This window comes from Priestia sp. FSL R5-0597, assembly GCF_038006305.1.
GTDB lineage: Bacteria > Bacillota > Bacilli > Bacillales > Bacillaceae_H > Priestia > Priestia zanthoxyli.
The window spans coordinates 522,364-547,651 of sequence record NZ_JBBOUZ010000001.1 but is presented as its reverse complement, the minus strand read 5'-3'; the positions used below and the strand labels follow the sequence as shown (position 1 = coordinate 547,651).

Genomic DNA, 25,288 nt, shown 5'->3' with positions numbered 1-25,288 from the left:
TCACCCTTTCTGATAATGATTGAGGACTTGTTCACGAAGCGTACGTTTTAAAAACTTTCCGACCGTTGTCTTTGGGATTTCATCCATAAATAAAATGTCATCTGGAAGCCACCATTTTGCGAACTGCGGCGCTAAAAATTTGAGCAGCTCTTCTGACGAAACGACACCTTTATATGCATCTTTTAACACGACACAAGCAACTGGACGCTCTTGCCACACCTTATGAGGGACTGCTATGACACAGGCTTCGAAAACAGATTCATGGGCAATCAGCGCGTTTTCTAGATCAACCGATGAAATCCATTCTCCTCCGCTTTTAATTAAATCTTTTGTTCGGTCTACAATTTTGATCGTTCCCTCTTCGTCAACCGTCACAATATCTCCCGTATACAGCCAGCCGTCTTTAAACGTATCTTCTGTTCTTTTATCCTTGTAATATTCAGAAGCTACCCATGGCCCCTTTAGTAATAGCTCACCCATTTCCACTCCATCCCAAGCAACTTCTCCATTTTGACCTATTACTTTCATTTCAACGCCAGGAACTAAGAAACCTTGCTTCGCTTTTACGCTGAGCTGATACTCAGGGTCTTCGCTGTACTGATAGCTTTTTAAGCGGGAGACGGTTACAACAGGGCTTGTTTCCGTCATTCCGTATGCATGCATAAATTCAATTTGATATTTTTCCTGAAATTCTCGAATGACGCTTTTTGGGGCCGCTGATCCGCCGCATAAAATAGCCCGCAAACTATCAACTGCGTAAGGCTTTTTTTCTAACTCTTGTAAAAAATTTAACCAAACGGTAGGTACTGCTGCAGCAAGAGTTACTTTCTCTTGTTCAATGAGAGAGGCAATCGTCTCTGAGGTACAAAAAGCGCCCGGCAGCACGAGCTTTGTCCCAAACCAGACCGCAGCAAAAGGAATTCCCCATGCATTTACATGAAACATTGGAACGATAGGCATAGCGGTATCACCTTCTGATAATCCAGCACTATCAGCAAGTCCTAGCGCCATACAGTGTAAATAAATAGCGCGATGAGAATATACAACGCCCTTTGGCTCTCCTGTAGTAGCAGAGGTATAACAAAGGCCTACTGGTTCTTCTTCGCTTAAATCTTGAACAAAGGAATGCGATGCATCCCCTTGCTGAATCCAATTTTCGTAATGATACACTGGCAACTCTGTTTCTGGCAGCTCACCTTCATCTGACATAAGGATATAGGCTTCAACATGTGGAAGCCTTTGATGAATGCTTTCAAATAAAGGTAAAAAGCATTCATCAAGTAAAATGACTTTATCGTGTGCATGGTTAATGATGTATACAATTTGCTCAGAATCTAACCGGATATTAATTGTGTGAAGCACAGCGCCTATTCCCGGTACAGCAAAATAAGCCTCTAGATGTCTATGATGATTCCATGCAAACGTTCCGACTCTTTCTCCTCGCTTCACTCCAATTCGTTCTAGCATACTAGAGAGCTGCCGAGTCCGTTTTATTAACTGATTATAAGTTAAACGTTGAATCCCTTTTGAAGATTTAGAAACCACTTCTTTTTTACCAAACAGCTTTTCAGCTCTTTCCATCATAGATGGTACGGTTAACTGTACATTCATCATTAAGCGGCACCTCGCATCGTCATAATAAGAAAACGCTTACAACTTTCTTATATATTCAACAGATTCCGACATTTCCCTGCTGAAAATAAAAAAGATCACTAAAAAGTGACCTTTTTATTTCCTAAACAATTCATCTAAAATCTTGAGTTTCTCTTGCGTATAGTGCTCGAATCCATCGTTGTACGATTTTGGGTCTTTTGGATTCGCAAACCTTGTAATAATGCCTGTTTCTGGATGCACGAACTTACTGGATGCCCCGCACCCAAGGCCAATAATCGTCTGCTTTTCTTCCATGATCATAATATTGTACAGGCTCTCTTGACCAGGGAATGAATATCCAACGTTCTCTAAATTACCTAAAATATTTTTTTGGCGATATAAATAATAAGGTTCATATCCTTGTTCTTGAGTCCACTCAGTCGCTAAATCCATCATTTTACCAATTTCATAGCGATCTGCTACTTTGTATTTCCGTTTATTTTGAGTCATTTCAGACGCGCGTTTAAACGATAGCGTATGAACAGTTAAAGATTCAGGAAGCAATTTTTTAGATTCGTCTAGCGTATGCTGAAATTCTTCTACACCTTCATTTGGAAGCCCAATAATTAAGTCCATGTTAATGTTATTCATCCCCATTTTTCGAGAAAGATGAAATTTATCAATCGTTTCTTCAACTGTATGATGACGTCCAATAGCTTTTAAGGTTTCTTGAATATAAGACTGCGGATTTACACTAATCCGGTCAATATTCCATTTGTTCAAAACAGCTAGCTTTTCTTCCGTAATCGTATCGGGTCTTCCTGCTTCTACCGTAATTTCACGGATATTTTGTACATCAGGGAACGATTCATACATCTCTTCATACAGCATGTCCATTTCTTCAGCCGTAATGCTCGTTGGTGTGCCTCCGCCATAATAGACGGTTGTAATCTTGACGTCATTGTCTTTTAACCATTTCCCTACTTCACGCATCTCATAATGCAAGCCGCCTAAAAATGACGTAACAGATCCTTGACGTCCGTTAATCGCATAGGCTGGGAATGTACAGTATGCACACTTCGTCGGACAAAACGGAATGCCTATATAAATGCTTACCTCGTTCTTTAACTCATGTAAATCGGGAATAGCTGCTAGTTGACGATCCACAATATGCTGCATTAAATTAATTTTGTCATCAGTGATTAAATATTCTTCCTTTAGCTCACGATGTGCTTGTTCTTTACTTTTGCCTGACTGCAGTTTCATATGAAGCAACTTCGTTGGACGTATACCGGTTAAAATACCCCATTTTTGAACAATGTTTGTATACTCCTGTAACACAGATAAGTAGACGCGAAGCACCACATTTTTTATTTGCTTGAATTTTTCTTTTTCTGTTTCATACGGCGTAAACGATTTAGAAAGCTCTTCTGTAAACACCTTGTCCGTTGCAGCATCATGCAGCACTGCTTTCGCATAAATTTCTTCATGAACTTTTAGCTCTACTTCAACCTTCAGCTGAGCTTCGTTATCATCCTCAAAGGAGACGTTGCTTTCTTCAAAAAACAAATCTGAAATTCGGTGAAGCGGACGTAAAAAACGCTCATCTTCTATACCTTTTATATAAATGTTCAATATAATCACCTTTCAAATCAATTCTATCTAAGTAATCAGTTTACAAAACCTACGTATGTCCGGTCAAGGTGCTCAGCTCAAGGGAATACGCGGACAGGAAACAAACGGAAAAAGAGATTGAGCCATAATTACATTAATTCAACCTACAGACGAACAAATGGGATAAATAAGCTCATATGAATTGCTTGTTACACTTCTGTTGATTTACGCAGGAGTCTTCGCCTTGCCCTTCAATCAACAGTTAGAAACAGCTACATACGTGAAGCTGACGTTTATCCTACCAATGAAAAAAATCCGAACGAGTTGGATTCTTCGTTCGGATTCCCCTTCAACTAACATACTTTTATTTATTTTAAACGAAAGCTGTCAATTTGATGAAGATAACCAAGACGCTGCTGCTTTCTAAATAATTCTTTCACCATATAGGCTACACCATTTTCATTATTAGAACGAGTAACCCAATCCGCAAGCATTTTTAATTCCGTTGGTGAATTGCCCATGGCCACACCCATTCCCGCGTGTTCAATCGTTTCTACATCATCATAGCAATTTCCAATGGCTACTACGTCTTCCATCGGTATCCCTAGACGATTTGCTACATAACGAACGCCGGCAGCTTTTGTGGCTCCTTTTGGCGTAATATAGCATCTATTTTCATTTGGATACGAAAACCATTCAATATCCGGAACTGCACTGGCAATTGTTTGCTCAGCGTATTCTTTTTCTCTACGATCTGCAAAATACACTTCTATTTTTGGAGTAGAAACAGGTTCATCACGAAGCGTATCTCCTAATGAATCTACGAACTGCACGGGATAAAAGAGCGGTTCTCCCGTTTTTAACACGCTTTTAGCTACAATATTATTAGGAAGCTTTACACGATTTCCAATTGAAAACCTTTCATGCAAAATGCGGACATGACAATTAAAATTTTCAAAAAGCTGAATGAGATTAAATGTTTTTTCCTCGCTAATTCTCTTATCTAGTATCGGTTTGTCTATCGATGTTCCGATAAAGGCACCGCTATGAGTAATGAGCATTGCTGGATGAACTTTAAGTGATCGAGCAATTTTTTTAGCAGACGGAAAATGCCTGTTTGTTACTAACGTAACGTAAACCCCTTTATTTTTCACAAATTGAATTGCGTCTTTCGTTTCTTTTGTAACGCGCCCTTGGCTATTTAAAATGGTTCCATCAATATTCAACGCTAGCAATCGATAAGCCATATGAGAACCCCTTCTTTCATAGATGTCTAATCCGTTAGGATACGGTTATAAATGACCTTTTCATGATAGTCGGCATGTGTAGCCTTGTTACTAAGCTTATGAGCAGAACTGCACAATTAGAAGGAATTTCCGCATAAAAAAAGAGGAAAAGATTTCTCTTTTCCTCTTTTCTCTATCTCTTATTCAGCCGCACCGTAAAGTTCTTCAAGTGGCTTCATGATAATTTTGTTTAATTCACCAATTACCATGCTCATACGTTGCTCAGCTTCCATTAGCTTCGCGATATTTTGATCTTGTTGAACGATTGCAACTGTTTGTTGAGCTTGCTGAACTTCTTCTTCAGTGATCTCTTGGCCCATCATTTGCTTTTGTTGCAGCTCCATTTGCATTGTACGGAAACGCTCAAATAATTGTTTTGAACCTTGATCAGCGTTTACTGCTGCATATAAGTTTTTTAAGTTTGTGTAATCGTCGCTTTGACGAATTGCTTTTTCTAAATCATTTGCTACATCATGTAAGTTTACAGACACGTTAAGTTCCTCCTAATTCAGTTCTATAATTTCTTGACTTCCCTAACTATAACAAATTATTATATAAAATTCAGCTTAAGACCTTTATTTTCTCAGAAAACGATAAATTCTCTTCACAGATTGGGCTAATTCCTCATAGTATATATCAGCATTCGCCTACTAAAGGAAAGAAAAAGAGGATTCGTTTATGAATACTTTTACCATTTCTCTAAAACCACTAGAGAACCATATGAGCGACGACATTTACATTAGTTCTGCTCTGTTCTCACGTGTGAAATGCAAGCACGAGTTTACGTTAACAGTAGGCTCCATCACAAAAGAAGTCAAAGCCACTGTTTTTCAGCATCGAGAATGCTGCTTCATGATGTCGGAAGCTCTATTTGCAGACTTTCGCTTTCCGTATGAAACGCATCAGCTGAGAGGCATTTACGAAGAGAACACGTTTAGGATGGGACCCGTGATTAGCATCGTAACAGAAGTTCGAGAAGATGAAGAACCCTTTGGCTCCATTTCTGTATTTTGTAAGGAATTTGTTCAAGCTTGCAAGGAGTTAGGGTGTTTTTGCTATGTGAGCAAATTGAGCGACGTGAAGTCATTGTCCCCTAAAGGATATGTTTATCGCGGTGATCGATGGGTTTATTCAGACGTTCCCTTTCCGGGAATCGTACACAACCGGATTCATGCCAGGAAAACCGAGCAAAGCGCTGATTTTCAAACCTTTAAAACATTTTTGAAAGAGCATGACGTTCCTTTCTTTAACGCACGCTACTTAAATAAATGGACGGTTTTTCAACAGCTTAAAGATGTTGTACACTTGCTTCCATATTTGCCAAAAACGTATCAGCTTCGTTCACGTCAAGATCTTCTTGACGCTTTGGAACTTCATGACGATGTTTTTCTGAAGCCTGTTCATGGTAGCCAAGGAAAAAATATTTTTAAAATTTCAAAGAAAGAAAAGTATATTTTAGACTATACAACGTTTACACACACGTATGAAAAAGAATATGAATCTCTCTATGACTTATTTGAAACGCTTTATAGTCAATTAAAAAGGCAAGGGTTTCTCATCCAAGAAGGAATTTCACTGCAGACATACAAACAGTGCCCTTTTGATTTCCGCATTCTCTGTCATAAAAAAGACGACTTGACGTGGAAAATCACGTCCATTGTCACACGTGTATCAAAACCCGGCAATTTCGTCTCAAATCTTGCTCGTGGAGGGGATATTCATCCTCCTCAGCAAGTTTTAACTCAGCTCTATGATTCAAAAACGACGCGCCATATCCTTTCACTTTTAAAAGAGATTGCGATTGAAATTTGCACACAGCTTTCTCACCCGTCTGAACTTTATGCAGAATTTGGTATTGATTTAGCGATTGATCAAGAAGGAAAGCCTTGGATTATTGAAGTAAATGTCAAACCTTCCAAACAATTAGATTCAAGCGCTTTCTCTGTTCGTCCCTCAACAAAAGCACTGCTTGATTATTGTCTGCATGCAACGAATTTTCAATTTGCCAAGGAGGATTTACGATGATTTCATTAGGCTTTTTAACGATTCACCCACAGCAAGAAGTGGAGTATGTGACCGAAATTGCTAAACATGCTTCTGAGTTTTCAATTGAAATATACCGTTTTACTCCTTTTAACATTCATCCTAACACCGAAAATATTGAAGGCTTCCGCTACGATTTACAACAAAAGAAATGGATAGAAGATTCCTTTTTACTTCCTTCGTTTATTTACGATCGCTGCTTTTATCGAAAAGACTCGCTGTCTAATAAGGCTCGCCCTATTGTAAACTGGCTTAAACAGCGGGAAGATGTTACATTTTTAGGCCATGGATTGCCCAATAAGCTAGATGTCTATGAAGCCATTAAAAAAGATAGCTATTTATCTTCATATATTCCTCCTACCACTCCAATCGAAAGTGTAGAGCAGCTTGTTCAGCTGCTTCGAACAAACGATAGCCTAATGATTAAGCCTGCCAACGGCTCACAAGGTAAAGGAATTGTGAAATTAAGACAGCGTGGACGTGAAATTGAAGCTTCTTATCAACAAAATGACATTGTAAACACCATTCTATTTTCCTCTTTTCAGGAGTTTAAGAACTGGTTTACGAAAACGGCCCGTGATGTATTGTATATTGCTCAGCCCCATATTTCATTTTTCCCTTATGAGCGCACTCCTTTTGATATAAGACTGCTATTACAAAAAGGAAACGATGGTGCTTGGAAAGAAATTGGAAGAGGAATTAGACAAGGTGAACGAGACTCCATCGTAACAAATGTAAGTTCAGGAGCCTCTATTGTACCTTTTGAGAACTTGCTGCCTCGCATCCCTCGCGTTCACCGTCAATATGTAATGGATGAAATCAACACCATTTGTAAAACGATTCCGTCCGTGCTGGAAAATCATTTTCCTTCTCTTTTTGAATTAGGTATTGATTTATGTATCTCGAGAGACTTCAGCATCTGGATTCTAGATTTAAATTCGAAACCAGGAAGAAAAATCGTAATGGAGACAGCTCCTGAACAAAAAGAAGTCATGTATAAAAATGTCCTGTCTTACTGCATCTATTTAGCTAACACACTATCGTATCGTAAGGAGTAATGCTATGAAAAAAACTCTTACTCGCCTTGTTGTAGTAGAGCAGCTAGGATGCGATCTTTCTGTTCCTGCATCTCTTTACAAAGACTCCTTGAAACAAGCAGCTTTTGGAACAATGACAGCTCCATGCCTTATACAATCTTCAGAATGTGAAGAAATTCAGATTTCAGCTGAGCTAATGACAAAACTGCAAATTCCTTTCGCTCATATGATGCACCCTATTATTGTGAATGAGACCATTCACTTAGGACCTTTAATTGGTGTGTTATCAGCTGGTTTTACTGGTTCTCTGCTGCGGCCAATTGGAAAGCGTTCCCTTCACTTAGCTAAACTTCTTTCTACTGCAAGTATAACAGGGGGACTTCCTTTTATTTTTGGAACTCATCATATCAACTGGGAAACCGGGACCATAAACGGCTATTTTTACGAGGAAAGCGGCTGGACACAGCATGAAGTCCCGCTTCCTAACGTTGTATATAACCGTTTGCCAAATCGAAAAACAGAGGGGTTAGCTCCTTTTAAGTTCATTAAAGAAAAGGTGATGACTGATTACGGCATTCCATTTTTTAATCCTGATTTTTTCAACAAGTGGGAAATTCATGAGCTTTTAAAACTGAACGAGCAGACAGCCTATTTGTTACCTTACACGGTTGAAAGTCCTTCGTGTGAGCAAATAAAAAAACTTCTGCTTCTTCATCAAACCGTTTATTTAAAGCCGAAAAACGGAAGCTTAGGCCGCGGCATTTATACGCTAGCTTTTAAAGATTCCATGTACACGCTGACTTACAAAGGAGAAAAAGGTCTTCATGTTCAAGAAAAAGAAACCTTAGAGGAACTATTATCAGAATTTGAATATTTACTTACTAATCCTTCATACATTGCTCAGCAAGGTATTTCATTAATCAAAAAAGAAAAGCGCTGTGTAGACTTTCGCGTGCATACGAATAAAGACGGGAATAACCAATGGGTGCTTACTGCTCTAGCTGCTAAAGTAGCCGGTCCCAACAGCATCACTACGCATCTTGATTACGGCGGAGAAATTGAAGCTACAGCCAAAATATTCACTAACCCTTCTTACAAAAAAGAAATCGAAAATAAGCTAAAAGATGCCGCTATCTCAATTAGTCATATACTTGAACAGGAGTTGAACGGATTAATTGGAGAGCTTGGATTCGATTTTGGAGTGGATTATCAAGGAAACGTGTGGCTGTTTGAAGCTAACTCTAAGCCCGGTCGCTCTATTTTTTCACACCCTGCCTTACGAAAAGCGGATCAACAAACTAGAAAACTTTCTCTAGAATATGCGATTTACTTATCTGGATACTATCTAAATACACCTGAAGGCATCAGCATATGATTACAATTTACTATCACAAAGAAAAGCAGCAGTGGTTTCATAATAATCCTTCAGCATCTTACACATGGGGAGTTCAAGAAATTGAACTTCCCTTTACTCAAAGCATTTCTTCTACTCAAGCTTTTCTTCGTTTAAAAGGAGAAAAAGCAGGTCCTATTGTGGGAGTTTTAACGAACAAAGCTGTTTTGGAAAAACTGAATGTAAAACAGCGTCCTTTATTAGAACTCTTACATCATACCCTGCAAGAGAAAGGCGGGCTTCTTGCTTTATTCGCTGAAGAAACAATGTCTCATCACTTCTTTGAAGGGTATTGCTTTGACGGGGCAAAAAAGCAGTGGATCAAAACAACTTTGCCGCTGCCAAACGTTATATATAATCGTTATCCAGGAAGAAAATCAGAAACCAAAAAGCTGAAATCTTTACACAAAAAAATAAAAAGCAGGCACATCCCCCTTTTTAATTCCGCTTTTTTTTCAAAATGGAAAGTGTATCAGTTATTTTCAAAACATCCACTATTATCTTCTCACCTTCCTAAAACCTATCGTTTAACACCAGAAATTGATATTGCTAAGCTTCTGCAAAAACACTCTTCTCTTTATTTTAAGCCTATTAACAGCAGTAAAGGCGCTGGAATTTTCCGATTATCTTCCGATAAGCATACGATTATTTATCAAGATCATACACGCAAAGAAGAATTTTCTTCTTTACAAGCAATTGACCTTCCCAGGTCTGCTTATCTCATTCAAGAAGCAATTGAGACGCAGCCATTCAAAGACCGGCGCTATGACTTACGTATTTTAGCGCATCACAAAGATAGCCGGTATGTTATTAGCGGCGTCGGTATTCGACATAGTCCCTATCACTCCATTACAACACATACGTTAAACGGCGGAAGCATTTCACCTTCTCAAGATCTTGAAGATGAAGTAGATACTTCCTTTCTTTCGTCTTTTGTAAATACGTGCGGGCAAGTCCTTCAAAAGTCCTTCCCTCTCATTGAAGAATTTTCTCTTGATATGGCAAAGTCAGTCCAAGGTCATTATTATCTGTTTGAAGTGAATGCAAAACCGATGATTTTTGATGAAACAGACATTCAAACGCAAGGTGCTAAACACATATGCAACATATTTTACAAATTAACAAAATTTTTAGATTAAATGATTTTTCATCTCCTTTTCTCATGGTAAGCTTATAATAACTACTTGAGAAAGGAGATTTTCTTTATGGTTGCACATTTTCAGGTTAAACCACTGTATCAAAATAATCGAATGCCGGGCTGGCACATCTCGTTTTATATGAATCGGGTTTATTACGAGGCTGATTATTTAAAAGATGGACAAATTGTATGGAAAACTGCGCTTTCTAATCAAATAGATGAAACACAATTAATTGATTATATTCATGAGCTTATGCTTTTTCACGTTTATGAATAGTAAGCTTTCACCGAAGGGAACGAGCACAGATGAAACAGCTGCACACACTATTTGGGGATAAAATGATTAAGGCTAAAATCCCTTCTCAATTTGAACGATACAAATGGTTTTCATGTGATGAAGGCTTCATTGGAATTGAACACACGGCTTTGTCTCAAAAAGAGCAGGCATTACTTTCTGCTTTTTTAACGCCTTATGATGAGGAAGTTTCTTTCCTGACGCCAGAACAATTGTATTGGTCAAACCTGTTATTTAAAGCACCTGAAAAAGTCATTCACTCTCATCATACGCACCATTCTTTTCGCTTTACCCAGTTTTTAATTAAACGTTTGTTTGAACAAAAAATAGAGTTTGAAAATGCGCTTCACGCCTTGTATTCTACCTCGATTACTGTGTTGTGGATTGATAAACAATCAGGTATCGTTATCGAAACCTTTGATGATCCTAATGACTTAACTGAAAATTTATCAGATTCTATCGAGGTGCTATGTCATGATTTTGAAACTTCAATTCAGTTCTTTGAAGGACAAATTCACTTTTTTCCGTCTTCACCGCGATTAATTTTTGAGCGTGAAAAGAAATGGTTTTATCAAATTAAGCATACAGTCGAACAAAACCATGTTATCCATTTTACCGACGTTTTACCCCATTTGGTTCTGCAAGAGTCTTCAGAGGCAATCCAAAATCATATGATACATTTACTTGACTTAGTAAAAGATGATGGAGATCTTTTAGAAACGATTAAAGTTTATTTAGAATGTAATTTAAACGTATCTCTTGCTGCTAAGAATTTGTACATGCATCGCAACAGCTTGCAGTATAGAATTGAGAAATTTATTGATCGCACACACCTTGATATCAAACACTTCACAGGAGCTGTGTCTGCTTACTTAGCTATTCTTGCGTTAAAAAATTCGCAGGATAAAAAATAAAATGAAAGGGTTTTCGTAAATAGTGCACGAAAACTCTTTCTTTTTTTTGTGCATGTTTGCCATTTACCGTTTCATTAAAAAAAATTACACTAGAGTTAAGAAAACGGTTTCACAGAGTACATACAAGGGGGAAATGGAAATGGCTGAATTACGTTTAGAACATATTTATAAAATGTATGATAAAGATGTGACGGCGGTAAAAGATTTTAACCTTCACATTCAAGATAAAGAATTTATTGTATTTGTTGGGCCTTCAGGCTGCGGGAAATCGACAACGCTTCGTATGGTTGCAGGGCTAGAGGAAATTTCCAAAGGTGATTTTTATATTGACAGCAAGCGTGTAAATGACGTTGCTCCAAAAGATCGCGATATTGCAATGGTATTCCAAAACTACGCATTGTATCCGCATATGAGCGTATATGACAACATGGCTTTCGGCTTAAAACTTCGTAAATTACCAAAAGATGAAATCGAACGCCGCGTAAAAGATGCCGCTCGTATTTTAGGACTTGAGCAATACTTAGAGCGCAAGCCAAAAGCATTATCCGGCGGACAGCGTCAGCGTGTAGCTCTAGGTCGTGCAATCGTTCGTGATGCTAAGGTCTTCTTAATGGACGAACCTTTATCAAACTTAGACGCGAAATTACGTGTGCAAATGCGTTCTGAAATTGCGAAGCTTCACCAGCGTTTGGGTACAACAACAATTTACGTAACACATGACCAAACCGAAGCAATGACAATGGCTTCTCGTCTGGTTGTTATGAAAGATGGGATTATCCAGCAGGTTGGTACACCAAAAGAAGTATATGAAAAACCTGAAAATGTATTTGTAGGCGGGTTTATTGGTTCTCCTGCTATGAACTTCTTAACCGGAACGTTAAAAGACGGAAAGGTTCAAGTAGGCGATTCTCTTCTTGCAGTTCCGGAAGGTAAAATGAAAATACTTCGCGAGCAAGGATATTTAAATAAACAAATTATTTTAGGCATCCGTCCTGAAGATTTCCATGATGAGCCTGTATTTATTGAATCTTCACCCGGCACAAAAGTTACCATTAAAGTCGATGTATCCGAGTTAATGGGAGCTGAAACCATGCTTTATTCTAAACTTGGCGGACAAGATTTTGTAGCACGCGTAGATTCAAGAACAGATATTAAACCGCTTCAGTCTCTAGACTTAGCATTAGATATGAACAAAGCGCATTTCTTTGATGCAGAATCTGAACAGCGCATCCGTGCTGAACACGAATAAAAAAGACCCTTAGGGGTCTTTTTTTATTCCTGTATTTGCTTCAATTCCTCACTGTGACAAGTAGAGCAGTAAAAGAGATGAATACATTGGTGATTTGCTAAATCACTAGGATACCCATTTTCTACTTTTAACTGATCGATTTCCATGTAAGCACTGTAATCATCAAAATAATCGCTGACTTTTCCCATATCCCCTAGCACTTCTCCACATGCTTTGCACGTCATTTGTACATCACTAAACCCATTACATAAAGAACAAATCGACATCCGCACACCTCGCTTTACCTGATCAATATGTACCTATAATATGCACCGAATAAAACTCTCTTACTCTTTATCAAACTCCACACAAAAATTTCTATAAATTACCAATAAAATTCTATGTATATGTTTTTTTCCCTTTCGCCATAATACTAGTAACAACCGAGCACAACAGCTCGCAAACATTGAGTTACGCCGCGGTAGGCAAGCAGATCTAATCGATGCATCTGCTCGGCTGGTTCAACTCCAGCTAACTCAACCATTAAATCTATTTTATCTAACGAGGAGATGAATACACATGGCAAATTATCAAAACGCATCAAACAGAAATTCATCAAACAAGTTAGTAGCGCCTGGTGCTCAAGCTGCTATCGATCAAATGAAGTTCGAAATCGCTAGTGAGTTTGGTGTAAACTTAGGACCAGATGCAACAGCTCGTGCGAACGGATCTGTTGGTGGCGAAATCACAAAACGTTTAGTACAATTAGCTGAGCAAAACTTAGGCGGCAAGTACTAATATTAACTAATTTCATATTATGGCTTTAGCGCTCCAAGATCTCTTGGAGCGCTTTCTAATTTCTTTTAATCAGCTTCCTCATTCTTATTCGCAAATGATTTTACGGAAACTTTGCGAATGCGTCGATTTTCTACTTCCTTAATGGTAAACGATATCTCTTCATATGAGAAAAAGTCTCCTTTAGCAGGAATATGATCAAACTGCTCATATATCCATCCCCCTAAGGTATGGCACGTGCTGTCAGGAGAACTAACTGCTACATAGGTTAAAAATTCATCAATAGGGATGTCTGCGTTAAATTCGTACTCCTTTTCCCCTATCTGATGTACATACTTAACAGCTTCATCATGTTCATCCCAAATCTCTCCCACAATTTCTTCTAATATATCCTCTAAGGTCACAAGACCGGCCGTTCCACCAAACTCATCAACTACAATTGCCATGTGCACCTTACTTTTTTGAAGCTCTGGCAATAGTACAGATATTTTCATGGATTCTACTACAAAAATAGGTTGTCTCAACAAATCACGAATAAAAATCTCTTTTCTTTGGACTAAACAGGTTAAAAATTCTCTTTCTGATAAAATGCCAATAATGTTATCAATATGATCTTCGTATACAGGGACTCTCGAATATCTCTCTTCAAGAAACATTTGACAAACCGAATCAATATCGGCATTTACGTCAACTGCTGTGACATCTATTCTAGGTTTTAAAATTTGCCCCACCACAATGTCATTAAAATTGAGTGAACGATGAACTAGCTCTTTTTCAATATTATTAATCGTTCCTTCTTCTTCGCTTAAATCTACCATCACTTTAATTTCATCTTCTGTAATCGTTGGTGTAGGAGCAGACGCTAACAAGTGAGAAGCTCCTTTTCTCACCTGTAAAAATAAGAAGGAAATCGGGGTTAATAATTTAATAATAAGAAATAACAAGGAAGAAATCATCAGCGCAAAAGATTCGGCATGCTCTTTCGCTAACGATTTCGGCAAGACTTCACCAAAAATCAAAATGATGATGGTCATAACGATGATACTAATCACAAGTGCTAGGTTTCCTTTAAACACATCGAGGGCAATTTTAGCTGCCAAAGAGGACGCAGCAATGTTTACGACAACATTTCCTACTAAAATTGTCGATAGCGTCTGCTCAAAGTGTTCAGCAATATGCAGCGCTTTTTTACTTCCTCGATATTTTTTCTCAGCGTAATGTTTTAAACGAATTTTATTTACGCTTGAAAAGGCTGTCTCAGCAGATGAAAAGAAAGCTGATAACATAAGCAAAACGACTAATATCATCATTTGATTCAGAGGCAAGTCTCCCAAAAGACATTCACTCTCCTATTTTTTGATTTTTCTGTCTTTTTATCATATCAAATTTTTTTGATGTTGAATATTTTCTTCATCAACTTTGTATTACTTTATGCTACACATGCTTTTTATTATGAATAAGTATACAAATTGTATATTCTAAAGAATAGATACTATCTTTTATAGAGGGGTGCAACCAATGAAAATTTTACTATTAGGCTCAACAGGACGAGTTGGACAGTCTTTATTAAAAATGATGCTAAAAGATGAAAACGACGTTACGGTACTTGTTAGAGACCGCAATAAGCTAAAGATTAGTCATCCAAACCTACATATCTTACAAGGCGATGTCCTTGATCAAGAAAATATCAGCTTTGCCCTCAAGCACCAAGATATCGTAGTCAGCGCGTTAAATACAGATGGTGCAGAGACCATTTCAAAAAGTATTCCGCTTATTATAAACAGCATGAAGCATTACGGCGTTCATCGTATTCTTACTATCGGAACTGCAGGTATTTTACAGTCACGAACGGAACCGGAAAAGTATCGTTTTCAATCAAATGAATCGAAGCGTAAAACGACCAGAGCAGCAGAAGATCATTTAAAAGGATACTTACACTTGAAGGAAAGTGACCTAAACTGGACCGTTATATGCCCAACCTACTTGCCTGATGGTGAAGTAACAGGCACATACCGAGTGGAAAAAGATATTTTGCCAGCAGATGCCGTTAAAATTTCAACGGGAGATACCGCTCACTTTACCTACCATGAAATATGGGCTCAAAAATTCCCAAAATGCCGCGTTGGAATTGCTTATTGAAAAATCAGGAGAACTTTTCGTTTTCAAAACGAAAAGTTCTACATCCAAAAAATACCAATTATAGCTAATCCACCTAGAACAAAACCTCCTATTTGACCAACGAGAGCCGGTGTCAAAACAGGCTTTCCTTTTTCTTTCTCTAATGTGCTAATATCAAGCTTCATCTGATACATTTCTTCTTTTAAATCTTCAATCTGGCCGTGCAGCGCTTGAATCTGACGTTCTTGGTCACTCATCCACTATCTTCCCTTCCTTTTTTATTTTTATCATATGCGTAAAAAAGTTAAAGCTTTACTTTTCAGCATCACTTTTTCTAAATGTTAAAAACTCCTTTCCCCGGCTTTTAGGATAAAAAACACTTTCCTTCTCATAATAAAAAAGAATAGAGTCCTTAGTCACTGTTGAAAGGAGAACATGATGATAAAACTTGTGTTGATTAGGCATGGACAAAGCGTATGGAACCTTGAAAATAAATTTACAGGCTGGACGGATGTAGACCTTTCTAAAAATGGATTGCAAGAAGCGCGAGAAGCCGGAAAAGTGCTAAAGAAAAACGAATATGCTTTTGATATCGCCTATACTTCTGTTTTAAAACGATCCATTCGTACTCTATGGATTGTCTTACATCAAATGGACTTCATGTGGATTCCTGTATATAAATCTTGGAGACTGAATGAACGACACTACGGGGCTCTTCAAGGTTTGAACAAAGAAGAAACCGCAAAAAAATTTGGAGAAGAGCAGGTGCATTTGTGGAGAAGGTCGATGGACGAACGCCCTCCTGCTTTAGAGACAACAGATATTCGCTATGAAGCTTCCAACCCTAAGTATAAGGAATTAGCTAAGGGACAATTTCCTGTAACGGAAAACTTAGCCGATACAGAAAAGCGGGTTCTAGAATATTGGAACAAAACTATTGCTCCTTCTATTAAAGCTGGCAAAAGAGTCATTATTTCCGCTCACGGTAATACGATCAGAGCTCTGATGCAGTATTTGGATAACATTTCACCTGATGGCATTGCGAACTTGAATATTCCCACAAGCGTACCGCTTGTTTATGAGCTTGATGATAATTTAAAGCCCATTAGACATTATTATTTAGGCATCGATGGAGAGATTCCGACACATATTCCTTCTTCATAAAAAACGTGCCTAGATTGTAGGCACGTTTTTTTATATGTTTGAACGAAAGTATTTTCTATACGCCCAATGATTAGTAGGACCGTGTCCCGAACCAAGTTCAAGCGTATGCTTAATCGCATAGTGAACAAAATCCGAAGCGGTTTGAACTGCTTCAACTACGCTTTTGCCTTTCGCTAGTTCAGCCGTGACGCAAGCAGCAAACGTGCATCCCGTCCCGTGTGTATGCTTTGTATTCATCTTTTCATGCTTGATTTCAACATACGTATGACCATCATACACTAGATCAATCATATCTTGATGAGATTGGTCATGTCCGCCTTTAATTACCACGTGCTTTACACCTAGCTCATGCATCTGTTTTGCCGCTTCTTTTCTGTCTTCAATCGTGTGAATTTCTTTCCCCGTGATGACTTCCGCCTCCGGTATGTTCGGCGTAATGACTTCACAAAGAGGCAATAATTCTTTTAGAGCCTGTATAGCTTCTCTTTGAAGAAGAGATTGACCGCCTTTTGCAATCATAACGGGATCAACTACAACATTTTGCAGTCCGTGCTGTTTGATTTTACGAGCCACTGCGTAAATAATATCAGCACTGAACAACATACCTGTCTTCACTGCATTAGGAAATAAGTCAGTCGCAATTGAATCTAACTGCGTTTCAACTGCTTCTACTTCTAAAGGATAAACTCCTTGAACGCCAACTGTATTTTGTGCAGTCACAGCTGTAATAACAGACATGCCAAAAACATCACGCTCTTGAAATGTTTTTAAATCTGCTTGAATGCCTGCTCCTCCACCGCTGTCTGATCCAGCAATGGTTAATGCTTTTGGTACTGTCATGCTTGAAACCTCCATCTCTTTCTTACCCAATATACCGATGATAAAGTGACTTTGCTTCTACTATATCGTTTGTTCCATGGACAAAGACGCGCCCGTCTTGAAACATCACTAAACGGTAATCATCTACATAAAAAGAAAGCAGATACGGATTTTGTTCAATTTTATATCCTTTTTCTTTTAATCGTTCACCTAAAGACTGCAGCGGCTGCTTGGCTGATTTGCCCGGACGGATTTGTACCGTGTTTCTTCCGCATAGCACAGCTGTTTTCGTTTGATTTTCATATTGTAAAAAGGGATACGTTTGTTCACTGCCGCATGAGCGGCAAGCAGATTTGCGAAATACGTTCACATTGATGCTCGTATACTCATTTTTCCATACGTCAAACGAAACAAGTTCCCTCCTGAGCGCATTCCAGTCTCCAACTAATATTTTTAACACCTCTGTTACTTGATGAGCGACTACCATTTGTACAGCAGGACTAATAATCCCCACTGTATCACATGTTAACCCTCCAAGCGGTACAGATTCAAGCAAACAGGATAAACACGGTGTTTCACTTGGTATGATAGTATAACTAATTCCGTAACTTCCTACACATGCTCCGTAAATCCAAGGAATATCATATTTTTGTGATAAATCATTCATTACAAGGCGTGTGTCAAAATTATCGGTTGCATCAATCATAACATCTACCCCCTCAACAAGCTGTTCTAAAACTTGAGGGGTACCGTCCGCTACGTGGGCTTCTACTTTTACATCATGATTAATATCGTGAAGCCTTTTTTTAGCGGCAACTGCTTTTGGGATTCTTTTATCAGCATCTTTTTCACTATACAATTGCTGACGCTGAAGGTTGCTCCACTCTACATAATCGCGGTCAATGAGCGTTATTTTCTTTACTCCCGCTCGTGCAAGGGCCTCGGCGTTCCCTGTTCCAAGAGCACCTGCTCCTACAATCAGAACATGCTTTTCTTGAATTTGCTGCTGTCCGCCTTTTCCAATAGGTTGAAACAATTCTTGGCGGGAATAACGATTAATCAACCGATACTCATCCCTTCTGTTGGACTGCTTGCCGTTGCATATTGTTTCTTTTCAATACGTCCTGCTTCAAATGCTGCTCTTCCTGCCTCAATCGCTAGCTTCATAGCACGAGCCATTTTCACAGGATCTTTTGCTCCTGAAACAGCTGTATTTAATAACACACCATCTGCTCCTAGCTCCATAGCTTGAGCTGCGTCTGAAGCCGTTCCAATACCTGCATCTACAATTACTGGAACGGTTGATTGTTCAATGATAAAACGCATGTTCAACGGATTAATAATACCTTGACCTGAACCGATAGGCGACGCTCCTGGCATAATGGCATGTACGCCTAACTCCTCTAAACGACGCGCAAGTAAAACATCATCTGATGTGTAAGGTAAAACGGTAAAGCCCTCTTTTAACAGTTCTTCACTAGCTTTTAATGTTTCAACTGGATCAGGAAGCAGCGTCTTATCACATCCAATTACTTCTACTTTCACCATGTCACAAAGTCCAGAAGCCTTTGCTAATTTAGCAATACGTACGGCCTCTTCTGCATTTTTTGCTCCAGCAGTGTTAGGCAAAAGAGTGAAACGCTTCACATCAAGTGCTTCTAATAAATTAGGCTGATTTTGATCAAAAATATCCATTCGTCTAACAGCAAATGTTAAAATTTCTGTTTCCGACTCTTCTACCGCTTGACGCTGAGTCGTAAAGTCCGGAAATTTCCCTGTTCCTAATAATAAACGTGAATTAAATGTATACTGTCCAATTTTTAACATACTCTTCATCCTCCTCCAACAAATGAAACAACTTCTAATGTATCTCCATCTTTTAAGCATGCATCGCTATGTTCTTCTTTTTGCAAAATATTCTTGTTTAATTCAACAATTACAACTCGCTCATGCAGACTCTGAGCCTGCAGCAAGTGCTCGACCGTTTCAATTTCATCTCCGACAGTGACGGTCTTACCGTTAATAATTAGATTCAATGAACTCCCTCCATTGCTCTCGTTAGCTGAAATGATGTAAAGAATGAATGATTTGGCTTTTTCCCTAACAAAGCATCAGCCATAATTTTTCCAGTTGCAGCGCTTAATAAAATACCGTTTCGGTAGTGGCCAAAAGCCATGTGCAGATTCGCTATTTCAGGGTGCTCTCCTAAATAAGGCCAGCCATCATTCGTTTGTGGACGAAGACCAGCCCATGCTTTTTCAAATGTGGCTTCTTTAATGGCCGGCAGAAGCGCAGAAGCTTTATTCAGCAAAAATTGAATACCTTGTGCAGAAACGGTCTTAGTAAAATCATGCTGCAGCTTAGTTGCCCCGATTACGATTCTTCCACCAGTCTTAGGGACTAAGTAAAAACCTTCATCTAAAAAAATCGTTTTAGAAAGCAGGGGCTTATGACTTTGCAGAGCAATACACTCTCCTTTTACAGGAAACACCTCGCCTAAATGTTCAGAAGAAATAAAGCGTTTAGCCCATGAGCCTGCTGCAATCACTACTTTTTCTCCATAAAAAGAGCCTTTGGACGTCTGTACCCCTTTTACTGTTTCATTTTCCATAATAAGAGAGTGAACGTCACAGTATTCGAATACATCTGCTCCGTGATACAAGGCTCCATGAGCAAGAGCTTGTGTTAACTTAGCCGGAGCTAGCTGGCCGTCTCCCGGTATTGTAATGGCTCCGTATATGTCTGGAGAGAGCCCGGGTTCTAACAAACGCGCTTCTTTTACATCGATCCATCTTACATCTTTGTCCCACCGGTGGTGCTGAGCGGCTTTTTTCTTTAATACGTGTGCATCTTCTTCTGTTACAGCGACTTTTAATAAGCCTTTTTGAATGAGCTCTACGTCGATAGCCGTTTTTTCTTTTAGTTCCTTCACCAGTTCAGGAAACATGCTTCTGCTCTTAATAGCAAGGTCTAAAAGAGGACCTTCTTCATCAATTTCAGCTTGAGCACCTAAAATACCAGCGGCTGCACTTGAAGCTTCACAACCAACTTGATTGCGTTCAAGAATAGCTACTGACGCTCCTTGTTTTGACAAATGATAAGCGATAGAAGAGCTGATTATACCTCCTCCGATTAACAGTACATCATAATGCTGCTTCATTTTCTCCACCTCCAGATGTCCATATATGAGAATATTGTTTAATCGCTTTCAGGGGATCTTGCGCAAGCATGACACCAGACATCACGGCTATACCGTGTGCTCCTGTTTGAAGTACCTCTTTGGCATTTACAGGTGTAATTCCTCCAATGGCAATAACCGGTATCTGCACAGCGTCTACTACTTCTTTTAGTGCCGCTATCCCTCGACTTTTTAATTCTTTTTTTGAATGTGTTGAATAAATATGTCCGTATAAAATGTAGTGAGCACCATCTTTTTCAGCTTCTAAAGCCTCTTCCACAGAGTGAACTGACTTTCCAACAATAAGAGAAGGAAATGCGTCTATAACAAACGAAACGTCTAAACTATGATAGGCAAGCTGTACACCTTTTGCTTTTAAAGCATGCGCTACATCAACTCGGTCATTCACAATAATTTTAGAGCGACAAAATGGTAGGCTTTCTAGTAAACATTGAATCTGCTTTGCTGTTTTCTTTTTTTCTCTAATATGAATGGCGCCCGCAAAAGGCGCGATAGCCGTTAAAATTTTTTGAAGCTCTTCGATTGGCTGCTTATCTGTTGTAATGACATGAAATTTAGGAATATCCACATGATCGAAACCTTTCCATTCAGAATAAAGAGAAATTTCAATCACTTCATCTTGTGCAGAGGGCTTTATTACATACAAAAAACCACTCTACAACGTAGAGTGGTTAGCATGCATCGTTATGTAAACATGATCGCCACTTCCCTACGCTGGTCCAAACCAGATCAGGTTCAAAGGGTCCGAAATACATCCGTCTCAGCTTCAAAAAGCTCCCCTAGTGATTGCTATTTATTGATTTTGTTTTTGCACTTAAAATTATAACACAACTAGATGTAAATACAATATCTCTTTATGCTCTTACGGCTCTCTTCCTTTTATAGATGTATCTTTTAAGCTTCTTTACTAAGAGGCCCGGCGCACCGAATCATTCTGCTTTTTATATAGTTAGTAATCGGTATAGTCGTCAAATTCTTCTTTGTCTTTTTCCTTTTTCCGATCCCATATAAACAGCAGGAGTAACATAATAAAAGTTAGAATATAAAAACCGTAAAAAATAAATGCCGCCACAACATTTATAAATAAAAATAAAAAACCAATGATCTGACCTGCAACAGCTACAATCAACAAAATGTATTTCCAAACTTCTGCTTTTCTATCCATTCTCTACTTCTCCGTCTTTTTGTTTTTCCCTACTAGAAACGTTCTCTTTACTTATAATAAAAACGTTCCTGCCAGTAAACCGACTGTAAATAAACCAACTGTTCCAAATGCTGAAATCCCCACGTACGCCAACATTTTCCGATAAGATTTTTCCCGAATTAACTGTACGGTTTCCACACTAAACGTTGAAAAAGTGGTAAAGGCTCCAAAAAACCCAATGCCAATCATTAAAAATATTGAATCATCATAAGCATGACTCGGAACCTTTCCATAATAACTACCGTAAAAAAGACCAAGCCCAAACGCACCGAGCAAGTTTACAAACAGCATTGAGACTGGAAAAGGAGGGTTTGAAACTGTTTTTGTAACTTTTAAACCCAAAAGATAACGGCATATTCCTCCAGCTGCCCCGCCAAGTGCCAAGCTCACTATGCTCATTTACTTCACCTCATGTACTTTCACTAAATTTTTCCCTGCCGCTTCACCGCATAGATAGCCTGCTAAAGCAAGAAGGATTCCACCTACTAAAGAGACAATGACATAAATGGCTCCCCAAAATAAATGGTGCTGAGTGAGAGAAATGACGTCTCCTGCAAAGGTTGAATACGTTGTAAAACCGCCGCACACGCCAACTCCTAGTCCAAGCTTTATCCATTCTTTTGGCTTTTTCCACGCAAAAAATCCTGTTAATAGGCCTAGTATGAAGCTTCCTAATAGGTTTTCAATTACCGTTCCTATTGGATAGCCCGTATATAATAAGGAAAGATTTAGCAAATAACGCGCATATGTACCAGCGATAGCACCAAAGGCAATTGAGATTAAGTTTATGGCTTTCATCATATCGCTCCGTTTCATAAATTCTTCTTTAAGTGTACCATAAGGAATTTATTTCTACCTTAACATTTAACTATATGTTTATTGCACCAAAAGTCATGAAAAAATGAAAGAGAAAATCGTCGCATGAAACTTCCTTTTTACTCCTCAAATATCCCTTAAAAATCCACTTAATCCAAATTTTAAAATCTTTCTGTATCCTTATGACAAACCGTGTATAGAAGGTATATTTCCCTTATTTTAAGTCACATTAATCGTATAAGTTTTTTTTGTTGACTTTTGCTGTGTTCTTGTTTAGTATCACAGAGTATCATTTCCTATCAGAATACTAGGGGGTTTAGAAAATGAAGAAATTTGCTGCACTTTTGTCGCTACTATTAGCTTTCACAGTTGTGCTTGCCGCATGCGGTTCTAGCTCAAAAAATGAAGCAAACAATGGAGACAATAAATCTTCACAAGAGGATTTATATAATAAAGTGAAAAAAGATGGTGTATTAACAATTGGAACTGAAGGTACATACCCTCCGTTCACTTTTCATGATGACAAACAAAAGCTAACTGGGTTTGATGTAGAATTGGCTCAAGAAGTAGCTAAACGTCTTGGCGTAAAAGCTGAGTTCAAAGAGACACAGTGGGATGGCATGTTTGCTGGATTAGATGCTAAACGATTTGACATGATTGCTAATGAAGTTGGTATTCGTGAAGATCGTCAAAAGAAATACGATTTCTCTGACCCATACATCCAGTCAGGCGCTGTATTAATTGTTCGTAAAGACGAAAAAGATATCAAATCATTTAAAGATTTAAAAGGAAAAAAATCAGCGCAGTCATTAACAAGTAACTATAAAGACATGGCTCAATCTTATGGTGCAAACATTACGAGTGCTGAAGGTTTTGCTCAAGCAGTAGAACTAATGAGCGCAAACCGTGTTGATGCTACAATTAACGATAAATTATCGTTCCTTGACTATAAGAAAAAGCACCCTAACGCACCTATCAAAATCGCGGATGAAAAATCCGATGGTGCTGCAAGCGGCTTTATGTTTAGAAAAGACAGCGGTAAGTTAGTGGATGAAGTAAACAAAGCATTGAAAGATATGAAAAAAGACGGAACATACGCAAAAATTTCTAAGAAATGGTTTGGCGAAGATGTTTCTCCTAAATAATATTTTTCCTGATGGAGAGCGATTGAATCAATTGATTTCAATCGCTCAGTCATCTCTCTTACCAATGCTAAAGGGAGCTATTCAATATTCTATTCCACTAACATTAATCACGTTTGTACTCGGTATCATTTTAGCTGTCTTAACAGCCTTGGCTCGTTTATCATCTATAAAAGTTTTAAATATAATTGCGCGCATCTATGTATCGATTATTCGAGGTACACCGCTGCTTGTGCAATTATTTATTATTTTCTACGGCTTACCCAATTTAGATATAACAATTGACCCATTTATCTCTGCTATTATTGGATTTTCATTAAGTGTAGGTGCGTATGCATCTGAAATTATCCGAGCAGCGATTCAATCTATTCCTAAAGGACAGTGGGAAGCTGGCTACTCACTTGGTATGACCTATTCCCAAGCGTTAAGACGGATTATTTTACCGCAAGCAGCACGTGTATCGATTCCGCCATTATCTAACTCTTTTATTAGCCTTATTAAAGATACGTCACTTGCATCGCTTATTCTTGTTTCTGAGATGTTCCGTAAAGCTCAAGAAATTGCTTCGACTAACTATGAATTTTTACTTCTTTATAGTGAAGCAGCGCTCTTGTACTGGATTATGTGTACAATCTTATCCATTATCCAAGGACGCATTGAAATAAGACTAGATCGTTACGTATCTAAATAACCGTTTCGAGTAGCTAAAGGAGTTTTTCATATGATTAATATCAAAAATTTGCATAAATCATTCGGTGATTTGCAAGTATTAAAAGGGATTGATTTAGAAGTTGAACAGGGCAAGGTAATTGTATTAATTGGTCCTTCTGGATCGGGTAAAACTACTTTTTTACGTTGCTTAAATCTTTTAGAAATCCCAACAGACGGCACGATTGAACTTGATAAAAAAAGCATGAATTTCACCAAACCTGTTCGTAAAAAAGACATTACTTCATTTCGAAGCCTAACAGGTATGGTCTTTCAAAACTATAACTTATTTCCTCATAAAAGTGCGCTTGAAAATGTTATGGAAGGTCCTGTAATTGTAAAAGGCGTTTCTACTCAAGAGGCAGAAAAAAGAGGTAAAGAATTGTTAACACGCGTTGGCTTAGGCGATAAGCTCGACTTTTACCCTTTCCAGCTGTCTGGCGGACAACAACAGCGTGTTGGCATCGCCAGAGCAATGGCGATGGACCCAAAAGTTATGCTGTTTGATGAGCCTACTTCAGCTCTTGACCCTGAGCTTGTAGGAGACGTTCTTCAGGCCATGAAAGACCTGGCGAAAGAAGGAATGACGATGGTTGTGGTAACTCATGAAATGCGCTTTGCCCGCGAAGTAGCAGATGAAGTTATTTTTATGGATCAAGGTGTCATTATGGAAAGAGGTACACCGGATCAAATATTTTCAAATCCTCAACAAGAGCGAACACGTCAATTCTTGAATATGATTCATTAAAAAGGTTGCACATTTTCACGTGCAACCTTTTTCT

General features: G+C 38.5%; 29 protein-coding genes and 1 riboswitch. Of the genes, 13 read left to right on the top strand and 16 right to left on the bottom strand.

Features of this window, described 5'->3' with window-relative positions:
• The 4 genes from MKX72_RS02910 to MKX72_RS02895 all read right to left on the bottom strand — a co-directional run bounded on the left by MKX72_RS02910 (position 1) and on the right by MKX72_RS02895 (position 4,984).
• Complete coding sequence (locus tag MKX72_RS02910; protein WP_049162849.1) at positions 1–1,614, bottom strand: long-chain fatty acid--CoA ligase; 1,614 nt, start codon at positions 1,612–1,614, stop codon at positions 1–3.
• A 114-nt stretch (positions 1,615–1,728) separates the two neighbouring features.
• On the bottom strand, positions 1,729–3,231 hold the full coding sequence (locus MKX72_RS02905; RefSeq protein ID WP_182029536.1) for a coproporphyrinogen III oxidase: 1,503 nt from the start codon (positions 3,229–3,231) through the stop codon (positions 1,729–1,731).
• A gap of 344 nt (positions 3,232–3,575) precedes the next feature.
• The gene (locus MKX72_RS02900; protein WP_028412564.1) at positions 3,576–4,454 is read right to left on the bottom strand and encodes a Cof-type HAD-IIB family hydrolase; all 879 of its coding nucleotides are present in this window, start codon (positions 4,452–4,454) and stop codon (positions 3,576–3,578) included.
• A 179-nt stretch (positions 4,455–4,633) separates the two neighbouring features.
• Entirely contained in the window at positions 4,634–4,984 is a 351-nt protein-coding gene (locus tag MKX72_RS02895; RefSeq protein WP_013055299.1) for a YlbF family regulator, read from the bottom strand.
• A 187-nt stretch (positions 4,985–5,171) separates the two neighbouring features.
• Between MKX72_RS02895 and MKX72_RS02890 the strand changes: the two genes are divergently transcribed.
• The 7 genes from MKX72_RS02890 (at position 5,172) to MKX72_RS02860 (ending at position 12,562) form a co-directional block, all read left to right on the top strand.
• A complete protein-coding gene (locus MKX72_RS02890; RefSeq protein WP_098626135.1) occupies positions 5,172–6,518 on the top strand; it encodes a YheC/YheD family endospore coat-associated protein in 1,347 nt (448 codons plus the stop codon).
• Entirely contained in the window at positions 6,515–7,594 is a 1,080-nt protein-coding gene (locus MKX72_RS02885; protein WP_049162846.1) for a YheC/YheD family endospore coat-associated protein, read from the top strand. Before MKX72_RS02890 ends, MKX72_RS02885 begins: the two co-directional genes overlap by 4 nt.
• Positions 7,595–7,598: 4 nt before the next feature.
• A complete protein-coding gene (locus MKX72_RS02880) occupies positions 7,599–8,948 on the top strand; it encodes a YheC/YheD family endospore coat-associated protein (RefSeq protein ID WP_155008655.1) in 1,350 nt (449 codons plus the stop codon).
• Positions 8,945–10,105 carry a YheC/YheD family endospore coat-associated protein gene (locus MKX72_RS02875; protein ID WP_028412568.1) on the top strand — a complete coding sequence of 387 codons (1,161 nt, stop codon included), beginning with the start codon at positions 8,945–8,947 and terminating at the stop codon, positions 10,103–10,105. The genes MKX72_RS02880 and MKX72_RS02875 overlap by 4 nt, the downstream gene beginning before the upstream one ends.
• Positions 10,106–10,171: 66 nt before the next feature.
• Complete coding sequence (locus MKX72_RS02870; protein ID WP_028412569.1) at positions 10,172–10,381, top strand: YheE family protein; 210 nt, start codon at positions 10,172–10,174, stop codon at positions 10,379–10,381.
• Between the two features lie 29 nt (positions 10,382–10,410).
• Complete coding sequence (locus tag MKX72_RS02865; RefSeq protein WP_033580652.1) at positions 10,411–11,313, top strand: PucR family transcriptional regulator; 903 nt, start codon at positions 10,411–10,413, stop codon at positions 11,311–11,313.
• A 139-nt stretch (positions 11,314–11,452) separates the two neighbouring features.
• Positions 11,453–12,562: an ABC transporter ATP-binding protein gene (locus MKX72_RS02860; RefSeq protein ID WP_025752961.1), complete on the top strand. Its 1,110-nt coding sequence runs from the start codon at positions 11,453–11,455 to the stop codon at positions 12,560–12,562.
• 23 nt (positions 12,563–12,585) lie between these two features.
• Here the strand turns inward: MKX72_RS02860 and MKX72_RS02855 are convergent, their stop codons facing one another.
• The gene (locus MKX72_RS02855) at positions 12,586–12,828 is read right to left on the bottom strand and encodes a hypothetical protein (RefSeq protein WP_034268022.1); all 243 of its coding nucleotides are present in this window, start codon (positions 12,826–12,828) and stop codon (positions 12,586–12,588) included.
• Positions 12,829–13,120: 292 nt separating this feature from the next.
• On the opposite strand from MKX72_RS02855, the gene MKX72_RS02850 reads away from it, so the two are divergent.
• On the top strand, positions 13,121–13,339 hold the full coding sequence (locus MKX72_RS02850) for an alpha/beta-type small acid-soluble spore protein (RefSeq protein ID WP_013055290.1): 219 nt from the start codon (positions 13,121–13,123) through the stop codon (positions 13,337–13,339).
• Between the two features lie 65 nt (positions 13,340–13,404).
• On the opposite strand, the gene MKX72_RS02845 is transcribed toward MKX72_RS02850, so the two are convergent.
• A complete protein-coding gene (locus tag MKX72_RS02845; RefSeq protein ID WP_033580654.1) occupies positions 13,405–14,670 on the bottom strand; it encodes a hemolysin family protein in 1,266 nt (421 codons plus the stop codon).
• A 184-nt stretch (positions 14,671–14,854) separates the two neighbouring features.
• On the opposite strand from MKX72_RS02845, the gene MKX72_RS02840 reads away from it, so the two are divergent.
• On the top strand, positions 14,855–15,475 hold the full coding sequence (locus MKX72_RS02840; RefSeq protein ID WP_028412573.1) for an NAD(P)-dependent oxidoreductase: 621 nt from the start codon (positions 14,855–14,857) through the stop codon (positions 15,473–15,475).
• A gap of 38 nt (positions 15,476–15,513) precedes the next feature.
• Here MKX72_RS02840 and MKX72_RS02835 read toward each other — a convergent pair whose 3' ends face one another.
• The gene (locus MKX72_RS02835) at positions 15,514–15,711 is read right to left on the bottom strand and encodes a hypothetical protein (protein WP_016762958.1); all 198 of its coding nucleotides are present in this window, start codon (positions 15,709–15,711) and stop codon (positions 15,514–15,516) included.
• Between the two features lie 181 nt (positions 15,712–15,892).
• Here MKX72_RS02835 and gpmA point away from each other — a divergent pair, with 181 nt between their 5' ends.
• Positions 15,893–16,618, top strand: coding sequence for a 2,3-diphosphoglycerate-dependent phosphoglycerate mutase (gene gpmA, locus MKX72_RS02830; protein WP_047751687.1), 726 nt, complete (start codon positions 15,893–15,895; stop codon positions 16,616–16,618).
• Between the two features lie 30 nt (positions 16,619–16,648).
• Here gpmA and thiD read toward each other — a convergent pair whose 3' ends face one another.
• The 9 genes from thiD to MKX72_RS02785 form a co-directional block, all read right to left on the bottom strand.
• Positions 16,649–17,458 carry a bifunctional hydroxymethylpyrimidine kinase/phosphomethylpyrimidine kinase gene (gene thiD / locus MKX72_RS02825; RefSeq protein WP_028412575.1) on the bottom strand — a complete coding sequence of 270 codons (810 nt, stop codon included), beginning with the start codon at positions 17,456–17,458 and terminating at the stop codon, positions 16,649–16,651.
• Positions 17,459–17,480: 22 nt separating this feature from the next.
• The gene (locus MKX72_RS02820; protein ID WP_028412576.1) at positions 17,481–18,500 is read right to left on the bottom strand and encodes a thiazole biosynthesis adenylyltransferase ThiF; all 1,020 of its coding nucleotides are present in this window, start codon (positions 18,498–18,500) and stop codon (positions 17,481–17,483) included.
• Positions 18,497–19,264, bottom strand: coding sequence for a thiazole synthase (locus MKX72_RS02815; protein ID WP_013055283.1), 768 nt, complete (start codon positions 19,262–19,264; stop codon positions 18,497–18,499). Before MKX72_RS02815 ends, MKX72_RS02820 begins: the two co-directional genes overlap by 4 nt.
• A gap of 5 nt (positions 19,265–19,269) precedes the next feature.
• A complete protein-coding gene (thiS, locus tag MKX72_RS02810) occupies positions 19,270–19,473 on the bottom strand; it encodes a sulfur carrier protein ThiS (RefSeq protein ID WP_028412577.1) in 204 nt (67 codons plus the stop codon).
• Positions 19,470–20,597, bottom strand: a complete 1,128-nt coding sequence (gene thiO / locus MKX72_RS02805) for a glycine oxidase ThiO (RefSeq protein ID WP_028412578.1) — start codon at positions 20,595–20,597, stop codon at positions 19,470–19,472. Before thiO ends, thiS begins: the two co-directional genes overlap by 4 nt.
• Entirely contained in the window at positions 20,581–21,204 is a 624-nt protein-coding gene (locus MKX72_RS02800) for a thiamine phosphate synthase (RefSeq protein ID WP_028412579.1), read from the bottom strand. Before MKX72_RS02800 ends, thiO begins: the two co-directional genes overlap by 17 nt.
• A gap of 121 nt (positions 21,205–21,325) precedes the next feature.
• Positions 21,326–21,427, bottom strand: a riboswitch (TPP riboswitch).
• Between the two features lie 158 nt (positions 21,428–21,585).
• The gene (locus tag MKX72_RS02795) at positions 21,586–21,801 is read right to left on the bottom strand and encodes a hypothetical protein (protein ID WP_013055279.1); all 216 of its coding nucleotides are present in this window, start codon (positions 21,799–21,801) and stop codon (positions 21,586–21,588) included.
• Positions 21,802–21,852: 51 nt separating this feature from the next.
• Positions 21,853–22,239, bottom strand: a complete 387-nt coding sequence (crcB, locus tag MKX72_RS02790) for a fluoride efflux transporter CrcB (protein ID WP_028412580.1) — start codon at positions 22,237–22,239, stop codon at positions 21,853–21,855.
• Positions 22,240–22,638, bottom strand: coding sequence for a fluoride efflux transporter FluC (locus MKX72_RS02785; RefSeq protein ID WP_028412581.1), 399 nt, complete (start codon positions 22,636–22,638; stop codon positions 22,240–22,242).
• A 341-nt stretch (positions 22,639–22,979) separates the two neighbouring features.
• Between MKX72_RS02785 and MKX72_RS02780 the strand changes: the two genes are divergently transcribed.
• The 3 genes from MKX72_RS02780 to MKX72_RS02770 are packed head-to-tail and all read left to right on the top strand — an operon-like array spanning position 22,980 to position 25,254.
• Entirely contained in the window at positions 22,980–23,801 is an 822-nt protein-coding gene (locus MKX72_RS02780) for an amino acid ABC transporter substrate-binding protein (RefSeq protein ID WP_013081647.1), read from the top strand.
• Positions 23,785–24,489 (top strand): amino acid ABC transporter permease, encoded by a 705-nt coding sequence (locus MKX72_RS02775; protein ID WP_013055275.1) that lies wholly within the window; start codon positions 23,785–23,787, stop codon positions 24,487–24,489. Before MKX72_RS02780 ends, MKX72_RS02775 begins: the two co-directional genes overlap by 17 nt.
• A gap of 30 nt (positions 24,490–24,519) precedes the next feature.
• Positions 24,520–25,254: an amino acid ABC transporter ATP-binding protein gene (locus MKX72_RS02770; protein WP_013081645.1), complete on the top strand. Its 735-nt coding sequence runs from the start codon at positions 24,520–24,522 to the stop codon at positions 25,252–25,254.
• Positions 25,255–25,288 lie beyond the last annotated feature (34 nt).

Excerpts from the sequence above, each read along its gene's own strand:
- MKX72_RS02775 (WP_013055275.1), top strand. The coding sequence starts at position 23,785 with ATGTTTCTCCTAAATAATATTTTTCCTGATGGAGAGCGATTGAATCAA.
- MKX72_RS02875 (WP_028412568.1), top strand. The coding sequence starts at position 8,945 with ATGATTACAATTTACTATCACAAAGAAAAGCAGCAGTGGTTTCATAAT.
- thiD (WP_028412575.1), bottom strand. The coding sequence starts at position 17,458 with ATGACAGTACCAAAAGCATTAACCATTGCTGGATCAGACAGCGGTGGA.
- thiO (WP_028412578.1), bottom strand. The coding sequence starts at position 20,597 with ATGAAGCAGCATTATGATGTACTGTTAATCGGAGGAGGTATAATCAGC.
- MKX72_RS02785 (WP_028412581.1), bottom strand. The coding sequence starts at position 22,638 with ATGAAAGCCATAAACTTAATCTCAATTGCCTTTGGTGCTATCGCTGGT.
- MKX72_RS02860 (WP_025752961.1), top strand. The coding sequence starts at position 11,453 with ATGGCTGAATTACGTTTAGAACATATTTATAAAATGTATGATAAAGAT.
- MKX72_RS02850 (WP_013055290.1), top strand. The coding sequence starts at position 13,121 with ATGGCAAATTATCAAAACGCATCAAACAGAAATTCATCAAACAAGTTA.
- MKX72_RS02910 (WP_049162849.1), bottom strand. The coding sequence starts at position 1,614 with ATGATGAATGTACAGTTAACCGTACCATCTATGATGGAAAGAGCTGAA.
- MKX72_RS02900 (WP_028412564.1), bottom strand. The coding sequence starts at position 4,454 with ATGGCTTATCGATTGCTAGCGTTGAATATTGATGGAACCATTTTAAAT.
- MKX72_RS02780 (WP_013081647.1), top strand. The coding sequence starts at position 22,980 with ATGAAGAAATTTGCTGCACTTTTGTCGCTACTATTAGCTTTCACAGTT.
- crcB (WP_028412580.1), bottom strand. The coding sequence starts at position 22,239 with ATGAGCATAGTGAGCTTGGCACTTGGCGGGGCAGCTGGAGGAATATGC.
- MKX72_RS02840 (WP_028412573.1), top strand. The coding sequence starts at position 14,855 with ATGAAAATTTTACTATTAGGCTCAACAGGACGAGTTGGACAGTCTTTA.
- MKX72_RS02880 (WP_155008655.1), top strand. The coding sequence starts at position 7,599 with ATGAAAAAAACTCTTACTCGCCTTGTTGTAGTAGAGCAGCTAGGATGC.
- MKX72_RS02865 (WP_033580652.1), top strand. The coding sequence starts at position 10,411 with ATGAAACAGCTGCACACACTATTTGGGGATAAAATGATTAAGGCTAAA.
- MKX72_RS02770 (WP_013081645.1), top strand. The coding sequence starts at position 24,520 with ATGATTAATATCAAAAATTTGCATAAATCATTCGGTGATTTGCAAGTA.
- MKX72_RS02815 (WP_013055283.1), bottom strand. The coding sequence starts at position 19,264 with ATGTTAAAAATTGGACAGTATACATTTAATTCACGTTTATTATTAGGA.
- MKX72_RS02890 (WP_098626135.1), top strand. The coding sequence starts at position 5,172 with ATGAATACTTTTACCATTTCTCTAAAACCACTAGAGAACCATATGAGC.
- MKX72_RS02855 (WP_034268022.1), bottom strand. The coding sequence starts at position 12,828 with ATGTCGATTTGTTCTTTATGTAATGGGTTTAGTGATGTACAAATGACG.
- MKX72_RS02885 (WP_049162846.1), top strand. The coding sequence starts at position 6,515 with ATGATTTCATTAGGCTTTTTAACGATTCACCCACAGCAAGAAGTGGAG.
- MKX72_RS02795 (WP_013055279.1), bottom strand. The coding sequence starts at position 21,801 with ATGGATAGAAAAGCAGAAGTTTGGAAATACATTTTGTTGATTGTAGCT.
- MKX72_RS02835 (WP_016762958.1), bottom strand. The coding sequence starts at position 15,711 with ATGAGTGACCAAGAACGTCAGATTCAAGCGCTGCACGGCCAGATTGAA.
- gpmA (WP_047751687.1), top strand. The coding sequence starts at position 15,893 with ATGATAAAACTTGTGTTGATTAGGCATGGACAAAGCGTATGGAACCTT.
- MKX72_RS02870 (WP_028412569.1), top strand. The coding sequence starts at position 10,172 with ATGGTTGCACATTTTCAGGTTAAACCACTGTATCAAAATAATCGAATG.